This is a genomic window from Micromonospora phaseoli, assembly GCF_900109115.1.
GTDB lineage: Bacteria > Actinomycetota > Actinomycetes > Mycobacteriales > Micromonosporaceae > Micromonospora > Micromonospora phaseoli.
Genome location: NZ_FNYV01000002.1, coordinates 534,709 through 558,688 on the forward strand (window position 1 = coordinate 534,709; position 23,980 = coordinate 558,688).

Genomic DNA, 23,980 nt, shown 5'->3' on the forward strand with positions numbered 1-23,980 from the left:
CGTCGATGACCCCGGCACAGCTGCGCGCATACGTCGCGGTGGTCCGGCTGGGCTCGGTCAAACAGGCCGCCACGCAGCTCGAGGTCTCCGAGTCCGCCGTCTCGCTGCACATCGGACAGTTGCGTAAGGAGTTCGGTGACAAGCTGTTCTCCCGCACCGCCGTCGGCCTGGCCTTCACCCCCGGAGGGCTGCGACTGGCCAGCCGGGCGACCGAACTGCTGGGCCTGCAGGACCGCACGGTCGTCGAGGTGAACGCCGCGGCCCGTGGTCGCCGGCTGCTGCGGGTCGCCGCCTCCAGCCTCTTCGCCGAGCTCGCCGCACCGGGGTTGATCGAGCTGTTCACCAGGCGCGCCGCCGACCTCGACGTCGAACTCAGCGTGTGCAACCCGGACTCCTTCGAGACGTTGCTGCGCAACCGGGCCGCGGACATCGCGATCGGGCCCCAGCCGCCGGTGCTGGACAAGGCGATCGCCTGTCGTCCGGTGATGAACTACCGGCTCCTGATCGTCGTCGGGCCGGACCACCCACTGGCCGGAATGCGTGCGTCGGCGGCGCAACTGCGCGAGCAGACCTGGCTGCTCGGGCCGTCGGCGGCGACCGGCCTGGGCGCGGTGCCGGCGATGCTGCGCCGGCTCGCCGTACCCGACGATCGGCAGCAGATCTTCCAGAGCCATGCGGCCGCGCTGGGCGAGGCGAAACGCGGCAAGGGCATCACACCGGCGTTGTCGTTCACCGTCGCGCCGGACGTCCGCAGCGGCCAGCTGCTGATGCTGGACGGGCCGCACGCGACGTCCGAGGCCGTCTGGCACTCGCTGGTGCTCACCGATCCGAGCGCCCCGTCGGCCGCCGCCGAGCTGTCCCGGTTCGCCTCGACGTCGCGGGCGATTCAGGCGATGATGCGCGGCGCGGGCGTCAGCGCGGGCCACTTCAGACCGGCGGTCCACGTGACGCTCTGGAGCTGACGGGCAGCGTCCATCAGATCCTGGAACGTCGCGGCCGGCAGCAACCCGTCGCAGTAGGGCAGCGCGGCGGCCATGCCCGCCACCCGGGGCACGAAGCCCGGCGTCCCGGCCCGGGGATTCAGCCACACGATCCGGTGCGCCCGGCGACGCAGTCGCGCCATGGCAGCGGCGAGCTCGCTCGCCGGGTCGCTGTCCCAACCGTCCGAGCCGATCACCACCACCGCCCCACGAAGCGCGTCACCGTGCCGGGAGGCGAGCAGGGCGCGCAGGTTCGTGGCGATCCGGGTACCGCCGAACCGGTCGGTCACCGCCGCGCCGGCCTGCTCGACCGCCTCGACCGGGGAGCTCTGGCGGAGCACGGCGGTGAGCCGGCTCAACCTGGTCCCGAACGCGAACACCTCGGCATCGGCGACCGTCGCGAACGCCCGCATCAGGTGCAGGTAGGCCGCCGCCTGTGCCCGCATGCTCTCGCTGACGTCGCAGAGCAGCACGACCCGGCGTGCTCGGCGGACCGGCCGCTCGCGGACCACCTCGACCGGCTCCCAGCCGGTGCGGCGCGCCCGGGCCATGGTGGGCCGCAGCGCGACCCGCCGGCCGGTCGGGCTGACCACGTGCCGCCGGCTGCGCCGGGTCGGCCAGTTCGCGACGGCCTGCCGCAGAGCGTCGCCGAGCTGGGCGACCTGCTCGGCGTCGAGCTCCTCGAACGGCCGGTCGGCGAGCCCGGCGAGCGCGGCGGGACGCCGTTCCGGCAGCCGCAGCGCGGCCTCGGACGCCGCCGCCTCGGCGACGGCCGGCGGCAGCGTCACCCAGGGCAGACCGCCACCCGGCCCCGGGTCGGCGCTGGACGACGGCACCGGCACGTGCACGTCGTCGCGACGACCGGGCGGGACGGCGGACCGGGTCAGCGGCAGCGGTGGCGCCTCGGCGAAGACCGCCGCGAAGACCCGGTCGAAGGTGGCGAGGTGCTCGTGCCGCCGGACCAGGCTGATCCGGGCCATCCAGTAGAGCGTGGACAGCTGCACCGGCGGGTTGACGGCGAGCGCCCGGACCAGGTCGTCGACCTGGGTGAGGCCGGCGGGCACCCCGGCGTGCCGCAGCCGGTCGGCGAGCGCCACCGCGAAGGCGGCGCGATCGGTGCCGCGCAGCACGGCGGTCACCGCCGCGCGACCAGCCAGGTGATCACCGCGCCGGCCACCACCAGACCGACGAGCACCGGCACGACCCGCTTGGTTATCGAACCGCCGGCGATGCCGAGCAGATCCAACGCCTCGGTCTCGGCGGGCGCGGTGCCGGCAGCGGCGACGGACGGCGGGACGGCGGGCGCGGTGCCGGCCGTCGCGGCGGGCGGCGGCGTCGCCGGTACCCCGGTGGCGTCCACCGGCTGCGGGGTCGGCGGGCTCGCGACATCCTGCTCGGCGGCCAGCTTCGCCTCGAGGTTGGCCGCGAACTGGGCGAGCAGCTTGCCCGACACCTCCTTGATCATGCCGCTGCCGAACTGGGCGAGCTTGCCCGAGATCCGCAGGTCGGTGTCCACACTCACCACGGTGCGCTCGCCGTCCGCGCGCAGCGCGGCGGTGACCAGCGCGGCGGCGTTGGCCGCCGAGCGGGCGTCGCGGCCCTTTGCGTCGATCACGCCCCGGTAGCGGGTGTGGTCCTTCTCGGCGAACCGCGCGGTGCCCGCGAACTCGGAGACCACCGGTCCGACCTTGACCTTCACCTTGCCCTGGTAGACATCGCCGTCGACGCCGGTGAGCTGGGCGCCGGGCAGGCAGGGCGCGACGCCCTCCAGGTCGGTGAGGACCGTCCAGGCGCGCTCGATCGGGACGTTGACCGTGAACTCGTTGCTGATCTTCATAGCTGGCTCTCCTGGTGGGTGCCGAGGGCGGTGGCGACGGCAGCACGGTCGTCGGGGGTCTTGGCGATGGCGCCGATGGTCCACCGGGCGTCGTCGGCGGCGAGGTCGGTCGCGCCCAGCACGGACAGCGCGGCGACCCAGTCGATGACCTCGGCCATCCCGGGCGCCTTGTCCAGCTCCAGGCCGCGCACCCCGCCGACGAATTCGGTCGCGGTACGGATCAGCGGCTCGGCCGCGCCCGGAACCGCCCGGCGGACGATCTCGGCTGCCCGGCCCGGCTGCGGGTACTCGATCCAGTGGTACAGGCAGCGACGGCGCAGCGCGTCGTGCAGCTCACGGCTGCGGTTGGAGGTGAGCACGACGACCGGCGGGGTGCTCGCGGTGTAGGTGCCGAGCTCGGGAATCGTGATGCCGGCCTCGCCGAGGAACTCCAACAGCAGCGCCTCGAACTCGTCGTCGGCGCGATCGATCTCGTCGATCAGCAGCACCGGCGGCACCGGCCCCGGATGGCGTACGGCCCGCAGGATCGGCCGTTCCTGAAGGAACTCGGCGCTGAACAGGTCGGCGTCGGTGAGTGGGGTGTGCTGCGCCTCGGCGAGCCGGATCGCGAGCAACTGCCGCTGGTAGTTCCACTCGTAGAGCGCCTCGCCGGCGGTCAGGCCCTCGTAGCACTGCAACCGGATCAGCGGCGTGTCCAGTGCCCGGGCCAGAGCCTTGGCGGCGGTGGTCTTGCCCACGCCGGGTTCGCCTTCCAGCAGCAGCGGCTTGCCGAGCTTCAGGGCCAGGAAGAGAGCCATCGCCAGACCGTCGTCGACCAGGTAGTCGACGGCGTCGAGGCGGCGCGCGAGCGCCAGCGGATCCTTCACCGCGCCTCGCCCGCGAGCAGCCGTTCGTAGTCGGCCCGGGTGTCCACGTCGATCGGCACCGGCCCGTCGACGGGCACCTCGGTCACCGGGTGGCGGCCGGAGTGCAGCAGCTTCCACACGGCCTTGTCGCCGTGCAGGTCGTGCAGGTCGGCGAAGACCTCGCGGCCCAGCCGGAACGGATGCCCCAGCCCGTCCTGGTAGCGGCAGACCGCCAGCGCGGTCCGCGTCGAGGCGACCCGCCGCACGTCGGCCGCGCGTACACCGGGCTGGTCGCCGAGCAGCAGGACGAGCCCGTCGGCGCGTGGGTCCACCGCCCGCACGGCGGTGCTGATCGACGACCCGCAACCGGTGCTGAAGTCCCGGTTCTCGATGACCTGGACGCCGCGCAGGTCCACCCGGTCGCGGACCGGACCGGCCGCGCCGCCCAGCGTGACGAGCAACTGGTCGAACCCGCACGAGCGGGCCACGTCCAGGGTCGCGTCGAGCAGGGTACGCCCACGGTAGGGCAGCAGCTGTTTGGCTTCCCCGAGGCGTACGGACGCCCCGGCCGCGAGCACCAGACCGGTGACGAACACGGCTAGGCCGCCGTGAAACGCGCGAGGCAACCCGGGCAGCAGAACCAGTGCTCCTGCCCGTCGACGAGGGCGTGCGGCGTCTCCGGTCCGACCAGCACGGTCATCCCGCACACCGGGTCGACGGCCGGCCGTTGCGTCGACGCGGCCGGGCCGCCCGCCGGGGCAATGTCGCCCGCCGGTGCCAGGCCGTCGACCCGGACGGCCCGGACCACCTCGGCCATGATCGACAGGGCGATCTCCGCCGGGGTACGCGCTCCGATGTCCAACCCGGCCGGCGAATGGATCCGGGCCCGTTCGACGTCGGTCAGCTCCATCTCGTCGAGCAGGGCCGCGGCCCGCCTGCGGCTGGCGACCAGCGCGACGAAGCCCACGCCGGCCTCCAGCGCGGCCCGGATCTCGTCCTGCTCACCCTTACCGAGTCCGGCCACCACGACGGCGGTCGCGCCCCGGTAGTCGCCGGGCGGGGCGAGGTCGAAGTCGCAGAACTCCGCCAGCCGCGCCACCGCCGCGCTGATCGGTGTGCTGCCGGCCAGCCCGAGCAGCAGCGCGGGCAGCACCGGCCGAAGGAAGATCTCGATCGCGCCACCCGAGTGGCACGGGTTGACCACCACCCGGGCACCCGGGGTGTCGGGGAAGGTGGCCGCGTCAACGGGCAGGACCCGCAGCAGCAGGGTGTTCCCGTCCCGTAGGGCGTCGAGCGCTGCCGCGCGTACCGAATTCTCCGCGCACGCCCCGCCGACGAAACCCTCGATCGACCCGTCCGGGAGGATCACCGCGGCGTCACCCGGTCGCGCCGACGTCGGCTCCTGGGCGCGGACCACCGTGGCGTGGACGAACGGCTCGCGCGCCGCGGTCAGCGCGCGAGCCCGGTCGGTGATCGTCGCCATGGCTGCCATCAGATCGGCGGCTGCGCGTGACCGCGCATCGCGTCCCAGACCCGCGAGGGCGTCAACGGCATGTCGGCGTGCCGTACGCCGAAGGGCTTGAGGGCGTCCACGACCGCGTTGACGATCGCCGGCGGCGAGCCGACGGTGGCCGACTCCCCCACGCCCTTGGCGCCGATCGGGTGGTGCGGTGACGGGGTGACGGTGAAGCCGGTCTCCCAGTCGGGCACCTCCAGCGCCGTCGGGATCAGGTAGTCCATCATCGACGCGCCGAGGCAGTTGCCGTCCTCGTCGAACGCGATCATCTCCATCAGCGCCATGCCGACCCCGTCGGTCAGACCGCCGTGCACCTGCCCCTCGATGATCATCGGGTTGATCCGGGTGCCGCAGTCGTCGACCGCGATGAACCGGCGCACCGTCACCTGGGCGGTGCCGGGATCGACGTCCACCACGCAGATGTACGCGCCGTGCGGGTAGGTCAGGTTGGACGGGTTGTAGCAGATCTGCGCCTCCAGCCCGCCCTCGACGCCCTCGGGCAGGTCGCCGGCGCCGTGCGCGCGCAGGGCGATGTCCTGGATGGTGACGGACTTGCCCGGGTCGCCCGTGACGTGGAACGCGCCCTTGGACCACTCCAGGTCGGCGACGGAGACCTCGAGCATGCCGGAGGCGATGATCCGGGCCTTGTCGCGGACCTTGCGGGCGACCAGCGCGGCGGCGGCCCCCGACACCGGCGTCGACCGGCTGCCGTACGTGCCGAGGCCGAACGGCGTGTTGTCGGTGTCGCCGTGCACCACGTCGATGTCGGCCGGCGGGATGCCGATCTCCTCGGCGACGATCTGTGCGAACGTCGTCTCGTGCCCCTGGCCCTGGGACTGCACGCTCAGCCGGACCACGGCCTTGCCGGTCGGATGCACGCGCAGCTCGCAGCCGTCGGCCATGCCCAGTCCGAGGATGTCCATGTTCTTGCGGGGTCCCGCGCCGACGGCCTCGGTGAAGAAGGCGATGCCGATGCCCATCAACTCACCCCGGGCCCGCTTCTCCTCCTGCTCCCGGCGCAGCTCGGCGTACCCGGCCATCTCCATCGCCAGCCGCATGGTGGGCTCGTAGTCGCCGGAGTCGTACACCCAGCCGGTCTTCGTGGTGTACGGGAACTGCTCCGGCTGGATGAAGTTCTTCAGCCGCAGCTCGGCCGGGTCCATGCCCAACTCGTCGGCGAGGCAGTCGACGATCCGCTCGACCAGGTAGACGGCCTCGGTGATGCGGAACGAGCAGGCGTACGCGACACCGCCGGGCGCCTTGTTCGTGTAGACCGCGGTCATCTTGCAGTAGGCGGCCTCGATGTCGTAGCTGCCGGTGAAGACGCCGAAGAAGCCGGCCGGGTACTTGACCGGCGCGGCGGTGCCGTTGAAGGCGCCGTGGTCGGCGAGCACGTTGGTGCGGATGGCCAGGATCCGCCCGTCCCGGGTGGCCGCGATCTCGCCGCGCATGATGTAGTCGCGGGCGAAGCCGGTGCTGATCAGGTTCTCCGACCGGTCCTCCATCCACTTCACCGGCTTACCGGTGACGATCGAGCCGACGATCGCGCAGACGTACCCGGGATAGATGGGCACCTTGTTGCCGAACCCGCCGCCGATGTCCGGCGCGATCACCTGGATCTTGTGCTCCGGAATGCCGGCCACGATGGCGTACAGGGTGCGGTGCGCGTGCGGTGCCTGGGTGGTGGACCAGAGCCGCAGCCGGCCGTCGACCGCGTCGAAGTCGGCCACCGCCCCGCAGGTCTCCATCGGCGCCGGGTGCACCCGTGGATAGACGATGTCCTCGGTGACCACCACGTCAGCACGGGCGAACACCGCCTCGGTGGCCGCCTCGTCGCCGGTCTCCCAGTCGAAGCAGTGGTTGTCGGTCTTGCCCTCCAGGTCGTCGCGGATCACCGGTGCGCCCGGCTCCAACGCGCGACGGGCATCGACCACCGGATCGAGGATGTCGTACTCGACGTCGATCAGTTCGAGCGCGTCCCGCGCGGCGTAGCGGTCCTCCGCGACCACGAACGCCACCTCCTGGCCCTGGAAGCGGACCTTGTCGGTGGCGAGCACGGCCTGCACGTCGTTGGAGAGGGTCGGCATCCAGGCCAGGTTCAGCTCGGCCAGCATCGCCCCGGTCACGACCGCCTTGACCCCCGGCGAGGCCTCGGCGGCGCTGGTGTCGATGCCGACGATGCGGGCGTGCGCGACCGGCGACCGCAGGATCGCCAGGTGCAGCATGCCGGGCAGTTGGACGTCGTCGACGTACCGGCCCCGGCCTCGGACGAAGCGCGGGTCCTCCTTGCGCAGCATCCGGCCGTATCCGACGGGCTTCTGGTCGTTGTCGTGGAAGGTGTCGACGCGTTCGTGCACCGTGGTCATGCGGGGCTCCCGGCAGGCTGGCCGGCGTTGTCGATCTCGCCGACTGCGGGTGATTCCGTGGTCTCGGTGAGCTGTGCGGCGGCGTTCGCCTCGTGCACGGCCGCCCAGCGGACCGAGCGGACGATGGTCGCGTAGCCGGTGCAGCGGCAGATCTGGCCCGAGATCGCCTCGCGGATCTCCGCCTCGCTCGGATCCGGATTCCGGTCGAGCAGCGCCCGGGCGGTCATCATCATCCCCGGTGTGCAGAAGCCGCACTGCAGGCCGTGGCACTGCATGAAGCCCTGCTGGACCGGGTCGAGTTCGGCACCCTTCGCCAGGCCCTCGACCGTACGCACCTGGTGGCCGCCGGCCATCGCGGCCAGCACCGTGCAGGACTTCACCGGCTCGCCGTCCAGCCAGACCACGCACGTGCCGCAGTTGCTGGTGTCGCAGCCCCAGTGCGTGCCGGTCAGGCCCAGCGTGTCCCGCAGGAAGTGCACCAGCAGCAGCCGGCCCTCGATCTCCCGGGTGACCTCGACGTCGTTGACGGTCATCGTGACCCGCATGCTCAGCTCCTCGCCCGCTCGGCGGCCCGACGCAGGGCCCGCTTGGTCAGCTCGGCGGCCAGATGCCGCTTGTAGTCCGCGCTGCCGCGCTGGTCGGTCACCGGGTCGCAGCTGGCCGCCGCGACCGCCCCGGCCCGCTCGAACAGACTCTCGGTGGGCTCCTGCCCGCGCAGCGCCGCCGAGACCTCGGGCATGCCCGTGGTGTTCGGGCCGACCGCGGCGAGCCCGACCCGGGCGTCGGAGATCACGCCGCCGTCGAGCCAGACCGCCGCGCCGGCCGAGACCACGGCCCAGTCGCCGGCCCGCCGCTCGACCTTCTCGTACGCGCTGCCGCCGCCCGGCCGCACCGGCAGCCGGACCTCGACGAGCATCTCCGCGTCGCCGACCGCCGTCTCGTACGGCCCGACGTGGAACTCCTCCATCGACACGACCCGTTCGGTGCCGCCCGGCCCACGGATGACGCAGCTCGCGTCCAACGTGGTGCAGACGGCGGACAGGTCCTCGGACGGATCCGCCTGGCAGAGCGAGCCACCCAACGTGCCCCGGTTGCGCACGACCGGGTCGGCGATCACCCGCTCCGCCTCGGCGAAGATCGGGAACGCGGTGGCCAGTTCGGCCGACTCGAGCAGTTCGCGGTGCCGGGTGAGGGCGCCGATCCGTATCTCGTCGCGTCCGGGCCGGATGTAGCCGAGGTCCGCGTGCAGATCGTTGATGTCGATCAGGTAGTCGAAGTTGGCCAGGCGAAGCTTCATCATCGGCAGCAGACTGTGCCCGCCGGCGATCAGTCGCGCCGTGCTGCCCAGCCGCTCCAGCAGGCCGATGGCGTGGTCCACACTGGTGGCTCGCTCGTATTCGAACGGTGCCGGAACTTGCATCTCGCACCTCCGCAGTCCCCGGCAGAATCTGGTCGCGGCGGGTGCCGAAGTCAACGCCGACCTAAGCATTTGCTTAGGTCGGCGTTGACGGTGCCGCCGCCCGCCACGGATCGTGCTGCCATGCGGGAGATCGTCGACGGACTGCGGGCCTGGCGTGCCGCCGGCGTCTCGTTCGCCGTGGCGACCGTCGTACGGACCTGGCGGTCCGCACCCCGACAGCCGGGCGCGACCATGGCGGTCTCGGCCGACGGCGAGGTCCTGGGCAGCGTCTCGGGCGGATGTGTCGAGGGTGCCGTCTACGAGCTCTGCCTGGACTCGATCGCGACCGGCAAGGCTCGCACGGAGATCTACGGCGTCAGCGACGACGACGCGTTCGGTGTCGGTCTGACCTGCGGCGGCACGGTGGAGATCCTGGTCCAACCGGATTGCGGGTTGACCGAGTTCGACGAGGTGCTCGCCGCGATCGCCGGCCGCCAGCCGGTCGCCACCGCCTCGGCCGGGGACGGGCAGTTGGTCGTCTGGCCCGACCGGGTGGCCGGCAGTCTCGGCGATCCCGACCTGGACCGCGCGGCGGCGCGGCAGGCGGCCGGGATGCTCGCGCTCGGCTCGACCGGCACCATCCACCTCGGTACGCACGGCCAGCAGCGGCTCGACGAGGTGTCCGTCTTCGTCCAGTCGTACGTGCCCCCGCCGCGGATGATCGTTTTCGGGGCGATCGACTACGCCGCGGCGGTGGCCCGGATCGGTCGGTTCCTCGGTCACCACGTCACGGTCTGCGACGCCCGCCCGGTCTTCGCCACCCGTAAGCGCTTCCCGGACGTGGACGAACTCGTCGTCCAGTGGCCCCACCGGTACCTCGAGTCGACGGCTGTCGACGAGCGCACGGTGCTGTGCGTGCTGACCCACGACCCGAAGTTCGACGTGCCGCTGCTGGAGGTCGCCCTGCGCACGCCGGCGCGCTACATCGGCGCGATGGGCAGCCGACGCACCCACTCCGACCGGCTGCGTCGGCTGCGCGAGGCGGGTGTGGACGAGGCGGCACTGTCCCGGCTCCGCTCACCCATCGGACTGGACCTCGGGGCACGGACGCCGGAGGAGACCGCGGTGGCGATCGCCGCCGAGATCATCTCCACCGCCTGGGACGGCTCGGGCCGCCCTCTCACCCACCTGAACAGCCCGATCCACCGTCCCTGACCGCCACTCCCACCGCGTCGATCTGGGGCATTTCGTCGCTGCCAAGGATCGACTAGTGACGATCACCCCTGGTGCGACGTGGCGGGCATCGCGACCGTGATCCTGATGGTCGTCCTCAGGCAGAGGCCGCCGTCGGGGGTGCGGGCACCGTCGAGCGCCCGCGCGGCGTCGGCCGTGGCGGCGTCCAGCCGCTCGGCCGGCACGCGCCCCAGCAGCGCCCGACCGGCGTGCGACCACATCCATTCCGTCCAGTGACCGACGTCGCGGAACCGGCTCTCGATCCGGTGCTTGCCGATCTCGGTCACGGTGAGCCCCGCTGCGGCCATCGTCGCGCCGATCCTCGTCTCGTCGGCGAACGGGTCGTCCGGGGGAGCCGGTCGTGCCTGGTCGGCCGGCAGATGCGCCGCCAGTGCGGCCATGGCGGCGTCGAACGCCGGATCCTGGGCCGCGAAGGTGCTGACCGCCAGGCGGCCGGCGGGTCGCAGCAGTCGCGCGTAGGACCGCAGCGCCTGCTGCGGATCGGGCAGCAGGAAGACGACCAGGCCGGCCAGGACTGCGTCGAAGCTGCGGGGCGGGAAATCGGGCCGCTGGGCGTCGTCGACCAGCACGTCGACCTGGGTCAGGCCCGCCCGGGCGGCGTCCTCGGCAGTGAGGGTGACCATGGCGGGAGCGAGGTCGGTGCCCGTCACGTGCCCGGTCGGTCCCGTCGCCTCGGCCGCCGGGAAGAGGACCGCACCCCGGCCGCAGCCGACGTCGAGGACCCGGTCACCCGGCCGGATGTCGGCACGCCGGACAAGTTCGGCACCGAGCGGGCCGAAGAAGGACACTCCCGTGCGGTCGTAGGTCGGGGCCGCCCGCTCGAACAACTCGGCGGCCGAGCCCGGCGGAGCAGAGTTCGTCATCGATTTTCCCCTCCTCGTCGTGGTGCCGGCCGGAGCGGGTCGCGGTTCGGGTGACGGGTCGGCCGTCTGGCCGCAACCCCCCGGTGGATATGAAAACCCTAACCGAAAGGCTGGACTTCCGCTCCCCGAAAGGTGGGGCGGACCGCCGATGGCGGCCCGCCCCACACCGCAGCTACCAGCCGGAGTACCCGGCGAGAAGAGTGCCCGTCAGCAGGTGTTCAGCATGCTGCTGAGCGCCGACTTCTCCGCACTCTGCACGGAGAGGCCGTAGTACCACTTCACCTGGATCCAGGCCCGCGCGTAGGTGCAGTGGAACGCGGCACGCGGTGGCTTCCAGGCAGCCGGGTCCTTGTCGCCCTTGGACGAGTTGACGCTGCCGGTGACCGCCCACAGCTCAGGGCCGCCGAGGTCGTTGGCGTAGGTCTGACGCCGTGCGGTGGTCCAGGACCACGCTCCGGACCGCCACGCCTCGGCCAGCGGCACCACGTGATCGATGGAGATCTCGGCCGGGTTCGTGCGGGTCACCCCGTCGTACGGGCTGTACCAGGATCCGGAGGTCGGGTAACAGCTCGAGTCGACGGCGACGTTGCTGCCGTCGCGCTTGAGTACCTGCTCCCGGGTGTTGCAGGTGCCGGTGATGGTGATCCAGTGCGGGAACAGGTCGCGGTTGTAGCTGGACTGGTGGGACTCGGCCGCGACGGTGAGCGAGTTCAGCCGGCTCACCGCCGTGCTGTGCGAGGGGATGTTGGGCGGGGTGGCCTGGGCCGGCGGTGGGGCCAGCATGACGGACAGGACGACGGCGGCCACCGAGGCGAGGGCGGCCTTGCGTACGCGAGCCACTGGGCGACTCCTGACTGTCTCCTGCCACGGCGGGTGGGGGATCCCGACTGGGGGCATGACAGGGACGACCTGAATTGTCACAGACATCGCGATCAATTGATCCCTGTCCAGCGAACGTCGCCGTGAACGCCGTGTGAAGACACTCGACTCAGACGGTGATGGCGACCTTGGCACGGGCGTGCTCGCCCTCCAGGTACCGGATCGCCTCGGGTACCTCGACGAGCGGGTAGGTGCGGTCGATGACCGGGGTCACCCGAGCGGATTCGGCTAGTTCACGCAGCCCCGCCAGCAGTTCGCGGCTCGGCGGGGTGCCGAGCACGACGATCCGCTCGCGGACGAAACGGGCCACCGCCTGCGCGGAGATGATCAGGCCCATCGGCCCGACGATCCCGGGACGGCCCCGGAACGTCCCCCCACCGGAGAGCACCAACGTCCCGCCGGGCGCCAACGCCCGCCGCAGTTCGCCGAGCCGGCGATTGCCCACCAGGTCGAACAGCACGTCGTAACGCCGGCCGAGGCGGGTGAAATCCTCCGTGGTGTAGTCCACGACGACGTCGGCGCCCAGGGAGCGCACCAGGTCCACGTTCCTGGTGCTGCACACCGCCGTCACCTCGGCCCCCGACGCCTTGCCGATCTGGACGGCGAACGTACCCACACCGCCCGAGGCACCGTTGATCAGGACGTGCTGGCCGGCCCGCAGGCGTCCCACGTCACGCAGGCCCATCAGGGCGGTGCTGCCGGCCAGCGGCATCGTGGCCGCCTGCGCGAAACTGAGGTTGGCCGGCTTGAACTCGATCTCGTCGGCGGCGGCGCAGACGTACTCGGCGAACGCCCCGTGGGCGTCGCCCAGGTCGCCGTACACCTCGTCGCCGGGGCGGAACCGGTCCACATCGGAGCCGACCGCTTCGACCCGCCCGGCGAAGTCGGTTCCGCGTATCCGCTGCCTGGGTCCGCGCGGGCCGAACACCGTGGGCAGGGCCAGTCGCGCGAGGTACGGGTCACCCCGCAACACGTGCCAGTCCCGCGCGTTGACCGAGGCCGCGTGCACCCGCACCAGCACCTGGTGCCGGGCCGGCACCGGCCGGTCGACCTCTTCGAGTCGCAACACGTCCGGTGCGCCGTACGTCTGCTGAACGATCGCCTTCATGTCGGCCATCTTGGCGCTTCCGGTCGATGCCGGTCGTCGGCGTACGGGCCGCAACCGCACCGGTCCGCGGCACGAGTCGCGTCGGCCGAAAGTACGGTGGCCGGTGACTACCTCGGCCGTCCGAGTCCCCTGCGGACGCGATCGGTCTCGTACGCCCACATCGCGATCTCCACCCGGTTCCGGACGCCGATCTTGCCCATCAGGCTGGCGACGTGGGTCTTCACGGTGCTGAGGCTGATGTACAGCTCGTCGGCGATCTCGGTGTTGGTACGCCCCCGCGCGACGGCGACGAGCACCTCCTCCTCCCGGTCGGTGAGCGCGTCGACCGGCTGCCTCGGCGGTGCGGCCGGGCCCGCGTCGGCGAACGCCCTGAGCAGCCGGGTGGTGACGCTCGGCGCGATCAGCGCGTCACCCGCGGCGGCGGCCCGCACGGCCTGGGTGAGCAGGGCGGTGCCGGCGTCCTTGAGCAGGAACCCGCGCGCTCCCGCGCGGAGTGCCGCGTAGACGTACTCGTCGAGGTCGAACGTGGTGATGACGACGACGGCGAGGGGTTCGGCGACGGCGGGACCGGCGAGCCGACGGGTTGCCTCGATGCCGTCCACGCCGGGCATCCGGATGTCGAGCAGACACACGTCCGGGCGCAGGCGCTGGGCCAACTCGACGGCCCGCCGGCCGTCGGCGGCCTCCCCCACGACCTCGATGTCGGGCTGGGCGTCGAGGATCATCGTCAAACCGGTACGCACGATCTCCTGGTCGTCGGCGACGACCACGCGGATGGCCATACCCGCGATTATGCGGCCGTCGGTGTGCGGGGCAACGCCACGGCCACCGTCCAACCCCGCTCGGCGTTGGGGCCGGCCTCGCAGGTGCCACCGAGCAGCCCGGCACGTTCCGTCATGCCGACGATGCCGAACCCGCCGGGCCCGGCGGGACGGATCGAACTGGGGTCGCCGTCGTCGCTGACCCGCAGGCGTACCGACCCGGCGTCGGCGGCGACCCGGACCTCGATCCGGGTCGCGTGCCGGGCATGGCGTCGCGCGTTGGTGACCGACTCCTGCGCGAGGCGGTAGATCGCGGTCCCGATGGTCGACGGGATGCCGTCGAGGTCGCCGTGCAGCTGCACGTCGACCACGGGACCGGGCGACGACCGGCTCGCCAGCCGGGCGAGATCAGGGATGCCCGGGCTCGGCGTCAGCTCCGCCGGTCGGGCCCGGCGCAGCACCCGCACCATCGTGCGCATCTCGGCCAGCGCCCGGCTCGCCTCGGCCTCGATCACGCGCAGCGCGTCGACCGCGGCGTCCGGTCGGGTCTGCGCCACCGCGATGCCGGCCTGCGCGCGGATCGCCATCGCGGAGACGTGGTGCGCCACCGTGTCGTGCAGGTCGCGGGCGAGTCGCTCCCGTTCCAGCAGCTTGGCCTGGTCCAGCCCGCGAGCCCAGAGCCGGGCCCGGTACCGGAACGCGATCGCCAGGGCGAAGGCCGCGAACATCACCACGAACCCGACGAGCATGTCCGCCAGGTCGAGGTGACCGAAGGGAACCGACAGACCGATCTTGGCGAGGATGAGCGCCGCGCCGGCCACCGCCTGTCGGCCGGAACCCCAGCGGAACAACGCGTACGGCAGGAGCAGCACGTACACCATGGTGACCAGCTCCGGCTCGTGGCCGATGAACAGCGGAGCGACACCGGTGGCGATGAAGACGATCGCCACCATCGGCAGCGGCCTGGTCCGACGCCACAACAGGGTGGGGGCCAGCGCCAGCGCGATGATCATGGACGCGGCCGGGGTCAGCAGGTCGGAGCGGAGCAGACCTTCCAGGGTGGCGAGCGCCATGACCATGGCCACGAGCACCCAGTCCCGCCAGCGCGCTGCCGGCGGGTCCGGGGCACCGGGCTCGGCCCACACGGAGCGGAGAAGCTCGCGCACAACCCGATGGTACGCAGCCCAGGCGGCGAACGGACCGGCCCAAAGTACGGCCGGCGCCACCGACCATCGGCCGAGAAGGTTGTGGCCCGCGCTGCGATGAGTCCCGGCGCAGCCGGCGCGAGGATCGATGCCGGACGAACCGAGCAACGAGAAGGGACGTCACCGCCATGAAGTCTTCCGCCAGGTCGAACTGGCTCATTCCCACCGGCCTGCTGGTGCTCAGCGCCGTCCCGGTGATCGCCGGCAGCCTCCGGCTGGCCGAGCTGGCCGGTGGTGCCCCGGTGCTGCCGGACGGCGATCGGATCGCGTCGGCACCCGTACCCGTGGTGTTGCACATCGTCAGCGTCACCGTCTTCAGCTTCCTCGGTGCCTTCCAGTTCGCGCCCCGTTTCCGCCGCCGTCGCCGGGGTTGGCACCGGGCCGCGGGACGGCTGCTCGTCCCCTTCGGGCTGCTCACCGCGCTGACCGGCCTGTGGCTGACGCTGTTCATGCCGCGCGCCGCGCTCGACGGTGATGCGCTGGCCGTCATCCGGGTGGTGGTCAGCGTGGTCATGGCCATGTCGATCGTGGTCGGCGTCGTGGCAGTCCGGCGACGCGACTTCGCCCGGCACCGCGCCTGGATGATCCGCGGCTACGCGATCGGCGTGGGTGCGGGCACCCAGTTCCTCACCCAGCTGGCCTGGATGGCCGCGGTCGGCCCGCTGACGATGTCGAGCAAGACCGGCACGATGGCCGCCGCCTGGCTGATCAACGTGGTCCTCGCGGAGTGGCTCATCCGTCGCCGGCCGATCCGCTCCGGACCCCCGGTGCGGGTGGCCCTAGCCCCGGTCGGGTGACCCCGCGCCCGGATGGCGGCGTGGCCGGCCGGCCCGGCTCCGTGCCGGCCGGCCGGCCACGCCGCCGATGCCGCTCAGCCGGCGTACGCCTCCAACTCCCAGAGCGAGTGTCCCCACACCGTGCCGCGGGCGGTGCCGTAGATCCGCAGATAGCGGCCGTTGGCACCGAGCGCGGTGTGCTCGTCCACCCCGCCGTCGGCCCCGGTCACCGACTTCACGTCGACCCAGGTGGTGCCGTTGTTCGAGGTCTGGATGACGTACGAGCTGCTGTACGCCCCCTCCCAGCTGAGCTTGACCCGGCCGATCGCCGTCGGGCTGCCCAGGTCCACCCGGATCCACTGCGGATCGGCGAACTGGCTCGACCAGCGGGTGGTGAGGCTGCCGTCCACCGCCTGGGCACCGGACAGGCCGGCTCCCTCGTCGCTGGAGGTCAACGTCGGTCTGTTCAGCAGCAGGTTGGTGCCGGTCGGGCCGCTGGTGCCGCCGTACACCTCGAACTCGAACAGGGAGTATCCCCAGGCGGTACCACGACTGGTGCCGGCGAGCCGGACGTAGCGCCCGGTGCCGCTCAACCCGGTCAGCTCGTCCACCCCACCGTCCCCGCCGGTCACCGTCCGGATCGTGGTGAAGTTGACCCCGTCCGGCGAGGTCTGGATCTGGTACCCGCTGCCGTACGCCGCCTCCCAGGTCAGCTTGACCCGATTGATGGCGTGACTGGCGCCCAGGTCCACGTCGATCCACTGCGGGTCACTGAACTCGCTGCTCCACCGGGTGCCGGGCGCGCCGTCGAACGCGTTGGCCGCGACGAATGCGCCCTCGGCACTGGATGCCCGGGCCGGCTTGCCCTGCGCCAGGTTGACGCCCGGGTCGGGATCGGGATCCGGATCGCCGCCGGGTGCGGTGGAGAGGGTGAACTCGTCCAGGTCGTACATCGCGCCGCCGCCCTTGAAGACCAGGAAGAGGGTCCGGGTGCCGGTCGGGGCGGTGACCGCGCCGGTCACGGTGGCGAACGTGGCGTACCCGCCGGTGGGTACCACGGTGGCCGAGCCGACCAGCGGCCCGGTCGGCGAGTCGACCCGTAGCTCCAGCGTGCCGCCGGCCCCGGCCGGTGCGCCGACCCGGGCGCTGAACGACCCGACGCCGGTCAGGTTGTACGGCTGGAACGAAATCCAGTCGTTGTTGTCGATGTAGCCGACGGCCGCGCCACCCTGTGCGCTGCCCGGCGTGGTGACCTGGACGCCGGACGAGTCGCCGAAGTGCTCGGCCTGGCGGGTCCGGGGTTGCAGCACCGCCTGGGTGTGCGTGGTCAGCGGCGGTTGGCCGCCACCGCCGAGGTCGGTGTACTCGGCGTCGATGATGCCGAAGATGTTCGCCGCGGTGTCGTGCTCACCGTCGACCGAGGTCTGGATGACCCCGGTGCAGCCCTGCACGCTGGCGAGTTGGTGGCCGTGCGAGTCGTGTCCGAGGACGTAGTTCACCTTCACCCGGGAGCAGTCGATCGTGCCGTCCTGGGCGTCGGTGACGGTGACGCTGAACGGCACCGCGTCACCGAAGGCGAACGTCCGCCCGTTCAACGGGGTGTTCACGGTCACCACCGGGGCGCTGTTGCCGACCGTGATGACGGTGCTCGCGGTGGCGGTCTTGCCGGTGCTGTCCCGGACCGTCAGGGTCGGGCTGCGGGTCCCGTTGGTGGTGTAGGTGTGGCTGGGGTTCGCCGCGGTCGAGTCGGTGGTGCCGTTGTTGTCGAAGTCCCAGGCGTAGGTGATCGGGTCGCCGTCCGGATCGAGCGTGCCCGCCGACGAGAACTGCACGTTCAGCGGGGCGACGCCACTGGTCGGGGTGGCGCTGACCCTCGGTACCGGGGCGCGTCCCGCGCGGGCGTACTCGATGCGGTAGAGCGCCGAGTTGGCGTCGCCGTTGAACCAGCCGGTGCCGTAGTCGAGCACGTAGAGCGCGCCGTCGGGGCCGAACTCCATGTCCATCACCTGCGTGCCGGTCCACGGGAACGGGTTGATCTTGAATGGCTGACCGGCCGCGTCGAGCTTGATGTTCTTGATCCAACGCCGGCCGAACTCACCGGCGAAGTAGGTTCCGTCGAGGTACTCCGGGAACGCCACGTCGGACTGGTTGGCCGGGTCGTACCGGTACACCGGTCCGCCCATCGGGGACAGACCGCCGCCGGTGAACTCCGGAGGCGAGCCGGAACCGCCGTACGGCAGCCACGCCGAGACGGCCGGCGGCAGCTGGGTGATGCCGGTGTTGTTGGGCGAGTTGTTCACCGGGCCGCCCGCGCAGTCGAACTTCGGCCCGGACGGTCCGGACGGGAACGTGTAGTCGTTGTAGGCGTCGTTGCGGGCGGTGCAGTACGGCCAGCCGTAGAAGCCGGGCCGGTCGACGCGGGCGAACTCCACGTTGCCCGCCGGCCCCCGGTTCGGGTCGGCGGTGCCCGCGTCCGGACCGTAGTCGCCGAGATAGACGATGCCGGTGGCCTTGTCCACGCTCATCCGGAACGGGTTGCGGAAACCCATCGCGTAGATCTCCGGGCGGGTGCGCGCGGTACCCGGAGCGAACATGTTGCCGGCCGGAATGGTGTAGCCACCTGACGCGCTCGGCCTGATCCGCAGCACCTTGCCGCGCAGGTCGTTGCTGTTCGCCGAGGTGCGCTGAGCGTCGAAGGCCGGATTGCGGCCGGCCCGCTCGTCGATCGGGGTGAACCCGGCCGAGTCGAACGGGTTGGTGTCGTCGCCGGTGGACAGGTAGAGGTTGCCGGCCGCGTCGAAGTCCATGTCACCACCGACGTGGCAACACATGCCCCGGCTGGTCGGCACGTCCAGGACCAGCGTCTCGCTGGCCAGGTTGAGGGTGTTGTCCGCGTTGACGGTGAACCTGGAGAGCCGGTTCACGCCGTCCCAGCGGGCGAAGTCGGCGGGCGTACCGGTGGCGGGTGCGCCGCCGCCGGGGGTGTCCAGCGGTGGCGCGTAGAACACGTACACCCAGCGGTTGGTGGCGAAGTTCGGGTCCGCCTTGATGCCCTGCAGGCCCTCCTCGTCCCCGGTGTAGACCGGCAGCGTTGCGGCGATCCTGGTGTTGCCGGCCGCGTCGGTGTGCCGGATCACGCCGTTGCGGGCGGTGTGCAGCACGCCCCGGTCGGGCAACACGGTCAGGCTCATCGGCTCGCCGGTCTCGGCCGCACCCCTGGCCAGCTCGACCCGTTGAAAGTTGGTGTCGACGGTGGCGCCGCACTCGGCCTCGACCGCGCCGGCCGCGCCCAGGATGCCGCCGAGCAGGTGCTGGCGGAAGTTCGGCTCGGCGTACGACTCGTCGGTGTGACCGAGGCCGGTGTACCAGGCCCGGCCGCCGGAGTAGTTGTGGCACCAGGAGATCGGGTGGTCGTACCCCATGCTCCCGCCGGTGTACGTGCTCTCGTCCAGCGTTGCCAGCACGTGCACACTGCCCCGCGGGTTGCTGCGGTAGTTGTACCACTCGTCCAGCCTGGTCCACCGCTGCGGCAGCGTCGCCGTGGACGGGTGCACCTGGTCGGCGACCTTGATGGTGGCGGTCTGGTTGGCCGGGTGTGAGGCGAAGTAGGCGCCGACCAGCCCGCCGTACCAGGACCACTCGTACTCGGTGTCGGCGGCGGCGTGCACGCCCACGTACCCGCCACCGCCGGCGATGTAGCGCTCGAAGGCGGCCTGCTGGGCGGCGTTGAGCACGTCGCCGGTGGTGGACAGCCAGATCACCGCGGCGAACCGGCCGAGATTGGCGTCGGTGAACTGGGCCGAGTCCTCGGTGGTCTCGACGGTGAACCCGTTGGCGGCGCCGAGTTGCCCGATGGCGGCGATGCCGGGGGCGATGGAGCCGTGCCGGAATCCGGCGGTCTTGCTGAACACGAGCACGCTGAACGGTGCGGCGCTGGCCGCGGAGGGCACGGCGGCGATGCCGCCCACCACGAGGATCGCGCTCAGCGCAGCACCGAGCCACGCTCTCAGGGATCTGCGCACGGTGGGTCCTTTCGCTTCGGTGGTGGAAGCGTGCGCCGATCACGCCTGGTGGGGTGCGGGAGGTGGTGGTGGTGCCGTCATGGTCGCGGCTCGCCCGACGCGCCGTCGCCGCCGCGAGCATGAGGCATGGAAGTACATCGTTGCGTCAGGATCGGGGCCAGTCAAGCGCTCCACCACTATCTGTGAGAGCGTTATCTCGGCAGCTCAGCGCGATTGCGCAGGGTGGAGATCAACCATGCGTGCCGGTGCCCGGGCTCGGGCGCCATCGGCACCGGCCGGCCCAGCTCGACCGATGAGGATTCAGCTGCTCTGTCGCGAGTCGATCCGGATCCTGTCCAGGACCACCCCGGGCGCCTGCTCGATCACGACGGGCGAGCGCGGACGTAGCGGGTCGCCGGATTCGGGCGTGGCGAGCGGCAGCGGCACCAGGGTGCACTCCTGCACCAGCACGTCCCGGTATTCGAGCACCCGGATCGAGTGGTCGATCTCGCTGCGCCCCCAGCCCGCGATACGTATCGCGTACAGCGGGCCGTTCCAGGAAACCCAGGCACCTGACACCCGGATCCGCTGGCCGACCTGGTTGCCGGTCGAGGAGTGGAAGCGGTCCGTGTTGTCGCCGGGCAGCAGCCGGAAACCGATCTCGACGTCCGACAGCCGGACCCGGTCCACCTCGACGTCGTGCACGGAGCTGAGGTAGAACCCCTCGAAGGCGTCGGAGACGTGCAGGTCGGAGATGGTGAGGTGGTGCGGGTGGTAGGAGGGTCCGACGATCGAGTCGACGCCCGCACCGACCGCTCCCCAGTGCACGGCGATGCCGGTGCAACCACCCACGATCGACACATCGGAGATGGTGATGTCGCGTACCGCCCCGACCACCGCGATGCAGTTGGCGGCCCGGGTGTCGCCGCGCTCGACCCGGACCCGCCGGATCCGGATCCCCTCGATCCACTCCGCCTCGGCCGGGTAGAGGTAGCTGCCGATGGTGATGGCGGTGCCCCGGTCACCGCCGTGCTCGCCGGGCGAGCACGGCGGCGGTCGGAAGCCGATGTCCTCGACCACCACCTGTGAGCCGAGCACCTGGACGATGGGCTGACCATCCGACGCGGACGAGGTCAGCCAGGTCGTCACGGGCCCCTCGCCGTGCCCCGCGCCGGCCAGGGTCCAGCCGGAGCCGAGGACGATTCCCCGGGCCAGTGGGAAGGTGCCCGCCGGCAGCCGTACGGTCCCACCTGGCTCGGCGGCCAGCAGCCGCTCGATCGTCTCCTGGTTGGTCGCCGCGTCCTGCGTGAGCACCAGGTCGTGACAGCTCTGGTCAGTCAACGGTCACCACTCCAACTCGACGACCTGGCAGACGATCTCGGACACCCGTCGCCGCAACGCGGTGGCCTCGGCGTCGGCCAGCCCGATCAGCACAGGTCCGGGGGCCGTACGCTCGACGACCACGTCGAGCGCGTCCTGCGCCCGAGCATTCACGCTGACCGGACAGTCGGCGCCGTCGAGCAGGTTGACCGCCCGCACCGCCAGCTGGTCCGGGTGGGGCGGCCGGGTGAACGGCGACGCCTCGAACAGGGCCTGGCCGGCCCCGCGCCGCGCCACCCGGAAGGCTTTCAGCACGGTCTGGCCCTGCCGCCGACGCAGCCAGTCCTGGCTGGGTTGACGAAACGCCGCCGGCGGCGCCGACGCGGTCGCGATCCGAAGCCCACAGCGCACGTACGCGGCGCTCGCGTTCACCACGACGAACCGGGTCCGGGCGTGGCCCTGGCCACGGCCCCGTGCCCCCACCAGTCCACCGGCGCTGACGAGGCCGGCCCACTGCGCGGGCGCGCCGGCCAGGCGCCCCGAGCCCGCCCCCGCGTCGCCGTCGGGGATCGCGGTGACCTCGACCTGGTTGAGGCGTACGCCGACCGCCGCCAGCGGGCTGAGCGAGCCGGCCGCCCAGCCCGGGAGCGAGGCGTCCGCGAGTTCGATGATCAGCAGACCGTCCTCGCCGACCTCGTCGGCGCGCAGGTCGAACTCCACCCAGGCGTGGGCCTCCACGATCCGCAGCCGCCCTCGCTGCCGGCTGATCAGGGCCGCGGCCCGATCCGTGCCCTGGGCCCGCACCATGACCAGGCGCGGCAGTTCGCGGTCGCTCCGGGTCGGCGACGCGACACGGGACCAGGCCGACTGCGAGGCCCCGTCGACATGAAGGTCGATCCGGACGCGGACGGGCCGGCCACCGGTACGCAGCTTCAGCACGACCGCACCGGCCGCGCCCTGGACGCGACCCACGATCGCGGTGCCCCGGGCCATCTGGTCGGCGAGGAGCACCTCGGGATCGCCGCCCGAGGCGAACACCGCGGGAAGCTCCCGTGTCGGGGTCGGATCGTCGAACTCCGTGGCGAACCAGGCACCGATCGCCACTACCGGACACCTCCGGGTCCGGGCGTAGCGCCCAGCGCGTCGAGGCCCGGCACCTGCAGGTCGGTCCGGGTCAGCACCGGCTCCCGCCGGTTCCACATCCGTTCGACGGCCTCGAAGAGCGGATCCGCGTCGCTCTCGATGTGCCGGAACGCGGTCCGCACCGATCTGAGCAGATAGTCGGCGGGCCAGACCTCCCAGTGCGGCACCTGCGGCGTGAAGAGGTCCGTGGCGCTGCGGTAGAACCACAGCCAGAGCCGCGCCCGCTCGACCTGCTCGGCCGAGATGATCTCCTCGCCGTTGAGCATGGCGGTGATCGCGCCGTCCAGCGCCTTCCAGTAGGTCTCCGGATCGTTGACCACGGTGGACAGCCCGCACTCGCTCCACTCGGACCACCCGGCCTGGAGCACCGGAATGCCGTACGCGGGAAGCTCGTTGCTCACGCTGCCGCGAACCGTCACGCCGAAGTCGACGAGGCTCCACAGGCCGTTCTTGCTGAGATCCTTGCTGGGCTGGAACACCATGTGCCGATGCCGGGCGTACCGCTGCGCGACCGAGGCGAAGAAGTCGGTGCTGTCGTACCGGAACTGGCTCGGGTGGTCCTGGAAGAGCCACTGCACCTCGGTCGAGGTGCTGGCGAACTGCGCCGTCTCCTCGAACCAGTCGGCCAGCGTGGGGAAGGACTGGTGGTTCGTGCCAGGGGCGTCGGACACGGCGTGGTTGAAGACCGCCACGACCGGCCGCGACGGGTCGAATCCCAGGCGCGCCGCGAAGTGGGTACGCAGCCGGGCGCGCTCGTCGCTGTTGTTGATGTCGACGGAGGCGCTGGCGCCACCCCGCCACCAGCTCGGCCGGCCCAGGTTGACCTTCGACCGCCAGGCGACCAGCTCCGCGTTGCGCCGCACCTCGCCACGGCGCGACCAGACCCGCTGCTCGAAGAAAGCGCCGATCTGGTGGGTGAGTTCACCGCGGAAGGTGTGCGCACCCGTGTCGGTCTCGGGAAACAGCGCGTACGCCTTGAGACATCCCGTCTGCTGGGTGTGCACGACGGGTACGCCGGCACGCCGGGCGGAGTCCACCGCCAACCCCCAGTGGTCGTAGTCGACGTGGCTAGTCACCAGCGCCACCGCCGACCCGCCACCGAGCAGCGCGTCGTAGACCGACGAGATCGCCCGGGCCAGTGCCTGCCGCCGCCGGTACCGCGGGTCGGCACCAGGGTCCTCGGGCGGTCGGGGCCGCTTCGTCACCCGGCAGTAGGTGGCGCTGACGAACTCTTCCAGGGTCTGCTCGCTGATCGCCGCGCCCGGGGCCAACGGCCGCCCGAACAGCTCCACCGGCGCGACGCCGGGTGTGGCGGAGCGGGCCGGGCCCTCGACGAGGCGGTAGAGGTCGATGACCTCGCTGGCGCCGTACGCCTCGGCGACCCGCTCCACCAGTTTCACGTCGAATTCGGTCCACAGCGCCTCGTGCCACATCTGCTCCACGCCGGTGACGACCACGAGCTGGGCGGGCACGATCCGCCGGATCGCGTTGGCGACCGCGAGGTTGCGCATGGCCACCCTGATGTCCTGGTGGAACACCTCGACGAGGAGGTAGTTCTGGGACTGTGTGGCCCCCAGGTTCTTACGCCAGTAAACAGAAGCGGAGTCGAGGAACGCCTCGAACTCCTTTTTGTCAGCCCCGAGCCACACCCGCAGAACCGTCCCTCTCCCGTTGGACCGTGCCGTCTGACGACACACGGAGGACCGCACGGTACCGGCGTGGGAAGG

The 23,980-nt window shown here is 71.8% G+C and carries 20 protein-coding genes; 3 read left to right on the top strand and 17 right to left on the bottom strand.

Going from position 1 to position 23,980, the window contains the following annotated elements; all coding sequences use genetic code 11:
• Nucleotides 1-5 precede the first annotated feature (5 nt).
• Nucleotides 6-962, top strand: coding sequence for a LysR family transcriptional regulator (locus tag BMY89_RS07180; RefSeq protein ID WP_092377528.1), 957 nt, complete (start codon nt 6-8; stop codon nt 960-962).
• Here BMY89_RS07180 and BMY89_RS07185 read toward each other — a convergent pair.
• Genes BMY89_RS07185 through BMY89_RS07220 form a run of 8 tightly spaced genes read right to left on the bottom strand, consistent with a single transcriptional unit; the run spans nt 887 to nt 8,964 of the window.
• Entirely contained in the window at nt 887-2,119 is a 1,233-nt protein-coding gene (locus BMY89_RS07185; protein ID WP_092376819.1) for a vWA domain-containing protein, read from the bottom strand. The genes BMY89_RS07180 and BMY89_RS07185 overlap by 76 nt on opposite strands.
• The gene (locus BMY89_RS07190; protein ID WP_092376822.1) at nt 2,116-2,817 is read right to left on the bottom strand and encodes an SRPBCC family protein; all 702 of its coding nucleotides are present in this window, start codon (nt 2,815-2,817) and stop codon (nt 2,116-2,118) included. Before BMY89_RS07190 ends, BMY89_RS07185 begins: the two co-directional genes overlap by 4 nt.
• Nucleotides 2,814-3,683 carry an AAA family ATPase gene (locus BMY89_RS07195; RefSeq protein WP_092376825.1) on the bottom strand — a complete coding sequence of 290 codons (870 nt, stop codon included), beginning with the start codon at nt 3,681-3,683 and terminating at the stop codon, nt 2,814-2,816. Before BMY89_RS07195 ends, BMY89_RS07190 begins: the two co-directional genes overlap by 4 nt.
• Entirely contained in the window at nt 3,680-4,258 is a 579-nt protein-coding gene (locus tag BMY89_RS07200) for a nucleotidyltransferase family protein (protein WP_092376828.1), read from the bottom strand. Before BMY89_RS07200 ends, BMY89_RS07195 begins: the two co-directional genes overlap by 4 nt.
• Before the next feature lie 2 nt (nt 4,259-4,260).
• Nucleotides 4,261-5,145, bottom strand: coding sequence for an XdhC family protein (locus BMY89_RS07205; RefSeq protein WP_092376829.1), 885 nt, complete (start codon nt 5,143-5,145; stop codon nt 4,261-4,263).
• An 8-nt stretch (nt 5,146-5,153) separates the two neighbouring features.
• On the bottom strand, nt 5,154-7,544 hold the full coding sequence (locus tag BMY89_RS07210) for an aerobic carbon-monoxide dehydrogenase large subunit (protein WP_092376832.1): 2,391 nt from the start codon (nt 7,542-7,544) through the stop codon (nt 5,154-5,156).
• Nucleotides 7,541-8,089 carry a (2Fe-2S)-binding protein gene (locus tag BMY89_RS07215; RefSeq protein WP_092376835.1) on the bottom strand — a complete coding sequence of 183 codons (549 nt, stop codon included), beginning with the start codon at nt 8,087-8,089 and terminating at the stop codon, nt 7,541-7,543. The genes BMY89_RS07210 and BMY89_RS07215 overlap by 4 nt, the downstream gene beginning before the upstream one ends.
• Before the next feature lie 2 nt (nt 8,090-8,091).
• On the bottom strand, nt 8,092-8,964 hold the full coding sequence (locus BMY89_RS07220; RefSeq protein WP_092376837.1) for an FAD binding domain-containing protein: 873 nt from the start codon (nt 8,962-8,964) through the stop codon (nt 8,092-8,094).
• A 120-nt stretch (nt 8,965-9,084) separates the two neighbouring features.
• Here BMY89_RS07220 and BMY89_RS07225 point away from each other — a divergent pair, with 120 nt between their 5' ends.
• Nucleotides 9,085-10,158 (top strand): XdhC family protein, encoded by a 1,074-nt coding sequence (locus tag BMY89_RS07225; protein WP_092376840.1) that lies wholly within the window; start codon nt 9,085-9,087, stop codon nt 10,156-10,158.
• Nucleotides 10,159-10,220: 62 nt separating this feature from the next.
• Here BMY89_RS07225 and BMY89_RS07230 read toward each other — a convergent pair whose 3' ends face one another.
• The 5 genes from BMY89_RS07230 to BMY89_RS07250 all read right to left on the bottom strand — a co-directional run bounded on the left by BMY89_RS07230 (nt 10,221) and on the right by BMY89_RS07250 (nt 14,974).
• Nucleotides 10,221-11,060 (bottom strand): class I SAM-dependent methyltransferase, encoded by an 840-nt coding sequence (locus tag BMY89_RS07230; RefSeq protein WP_092376843.1) that lies wholly within the window; start codon nt 11,058-11,060, stop codon nt 10,221-10,223.
• Between the two features lie 207 nt (nt 11,061-11,267).
• Nucleotides 11,268-11,900 (bottom strand): HNH endonuclease family protein, encoded by a 633-nt coding sequence (locus BMY89_RS07235; RefSeq protein WP_232521103.1) that lies wholly within the window; start codon nt 11,898-11,900, stop codon nt 11,268-11,270.
• 148 nt (nt 11,901-12,048) lie between these two features.
• The gene (locus BMY89_RS07240) at nt 12,049-13,047 is read right to left on the bottom strand and encodes an NAD(P)-dependent alcohol dehydrogenase (RefSeq protein WP_092377531.1); all 999 of its coding nucleotides are present in this window, start codon (nt 13,045-13,047) and stop codon (nt 12,049-12,051) included.
• 107 nt (nt 13,048-13,154) lie between these two features.
• Nucleotides 13,155-13,829, bottom strand: a complete 675-nt coding sequence (locus BMY89_RS07245; RefSeq protein WP_092376850.1) for a response regulator transcription factor — start codon at nt 13,827-13,829, stop codon at nt 13,155-13,157.
• Between the two features lie 8 nt (nt 13,830-13,837).
• Nucleotides 13,838-14,974, bottom strand: a complete 1,137-nt coding sequence (locus BMY89_RS07250; protein ID WP_232521104.1) for a sensor histidine kinase — start codon at nt 14,972-14,974, stop codon at nt 13,838-13,840.
• 167 nt (nt 14,975-15,141) lie between these two features.
• On the opposite strand from BMY89_RS07250, the gene BMY89_RS07255 reads away from it, so the two are divergent.
• Nucleotides 15,142-15,810: a DUF2306 domain-containing protein gene (locus tag BMY89_RS07255; protein WP_092376853.1), complete on the top strand. Its 669-nt coding sequence runs from the start codon at nt 15,142-15,144 to the stop codon at nt 15,808-15,810.
• Between the two features lie 74 nt (nt 15,811-15,884).
• On the opposite strand, the gene BMY89_RS07260 is transcribed toward BMY89_RS07255, so the two are convergent.
• The 4 genes from BMY89_RS07260 to BMY89_RS07275 form a co-directional block, all read right to left on the bottom strand.
• Nucleotides 15,885-19,811: a ThuA domain-containing protein gene (locus tag BMY89_RS07260; protein WP_092376856.1), complete on the bottom strand. Its 3,927-nt coding sequence runs from the start codon at nt 19,809-19,811 to the stop codon at nt 15,885-15,887.
• Nucleotides 19,812-20,111: 300 nt separating this feature from the next.
• Entirely contained in the window at nt 20,112-21,131 is a 1,020-nt protein-coding gene (locus BMY89_RS07265; protein WP_092376859.1) for a right-handed parallel beta-helix repeat-containing protein, read from the bottom strand.
• A gap of 3 nt (nt 21,132-21,134) precedes the next feature.
• Nucleotides 21,135-22,214 carry a hypothetical protein gene (locus BMY89_RS07270; RefSeq protein WP_092376862.1) on the bottom strand — a complete coding sequence of 360 codons (1,080 nt, stop codon included), beginning with the start codon at nt 22,212-22,214 and terminating at the stop codon, nt 21,135-21,137.
• Complete coding sequence (locus BMY89_RS07275) at nt 22,214-23,902, bottom strand: hypothetical protein (protein WP_092376866.1); 1,689 nt, start codon at nt 23,900-23,902, stop codon at nt 22,214-22,216. The genes BMY89_RS07270 and BMY89_RS07275 overlap by 1 nt, the downstream gene beginning before the upstream one ends.
• Between the last annotated feature and the right edge of the window lie 78 nt (nt 23,903-23,980).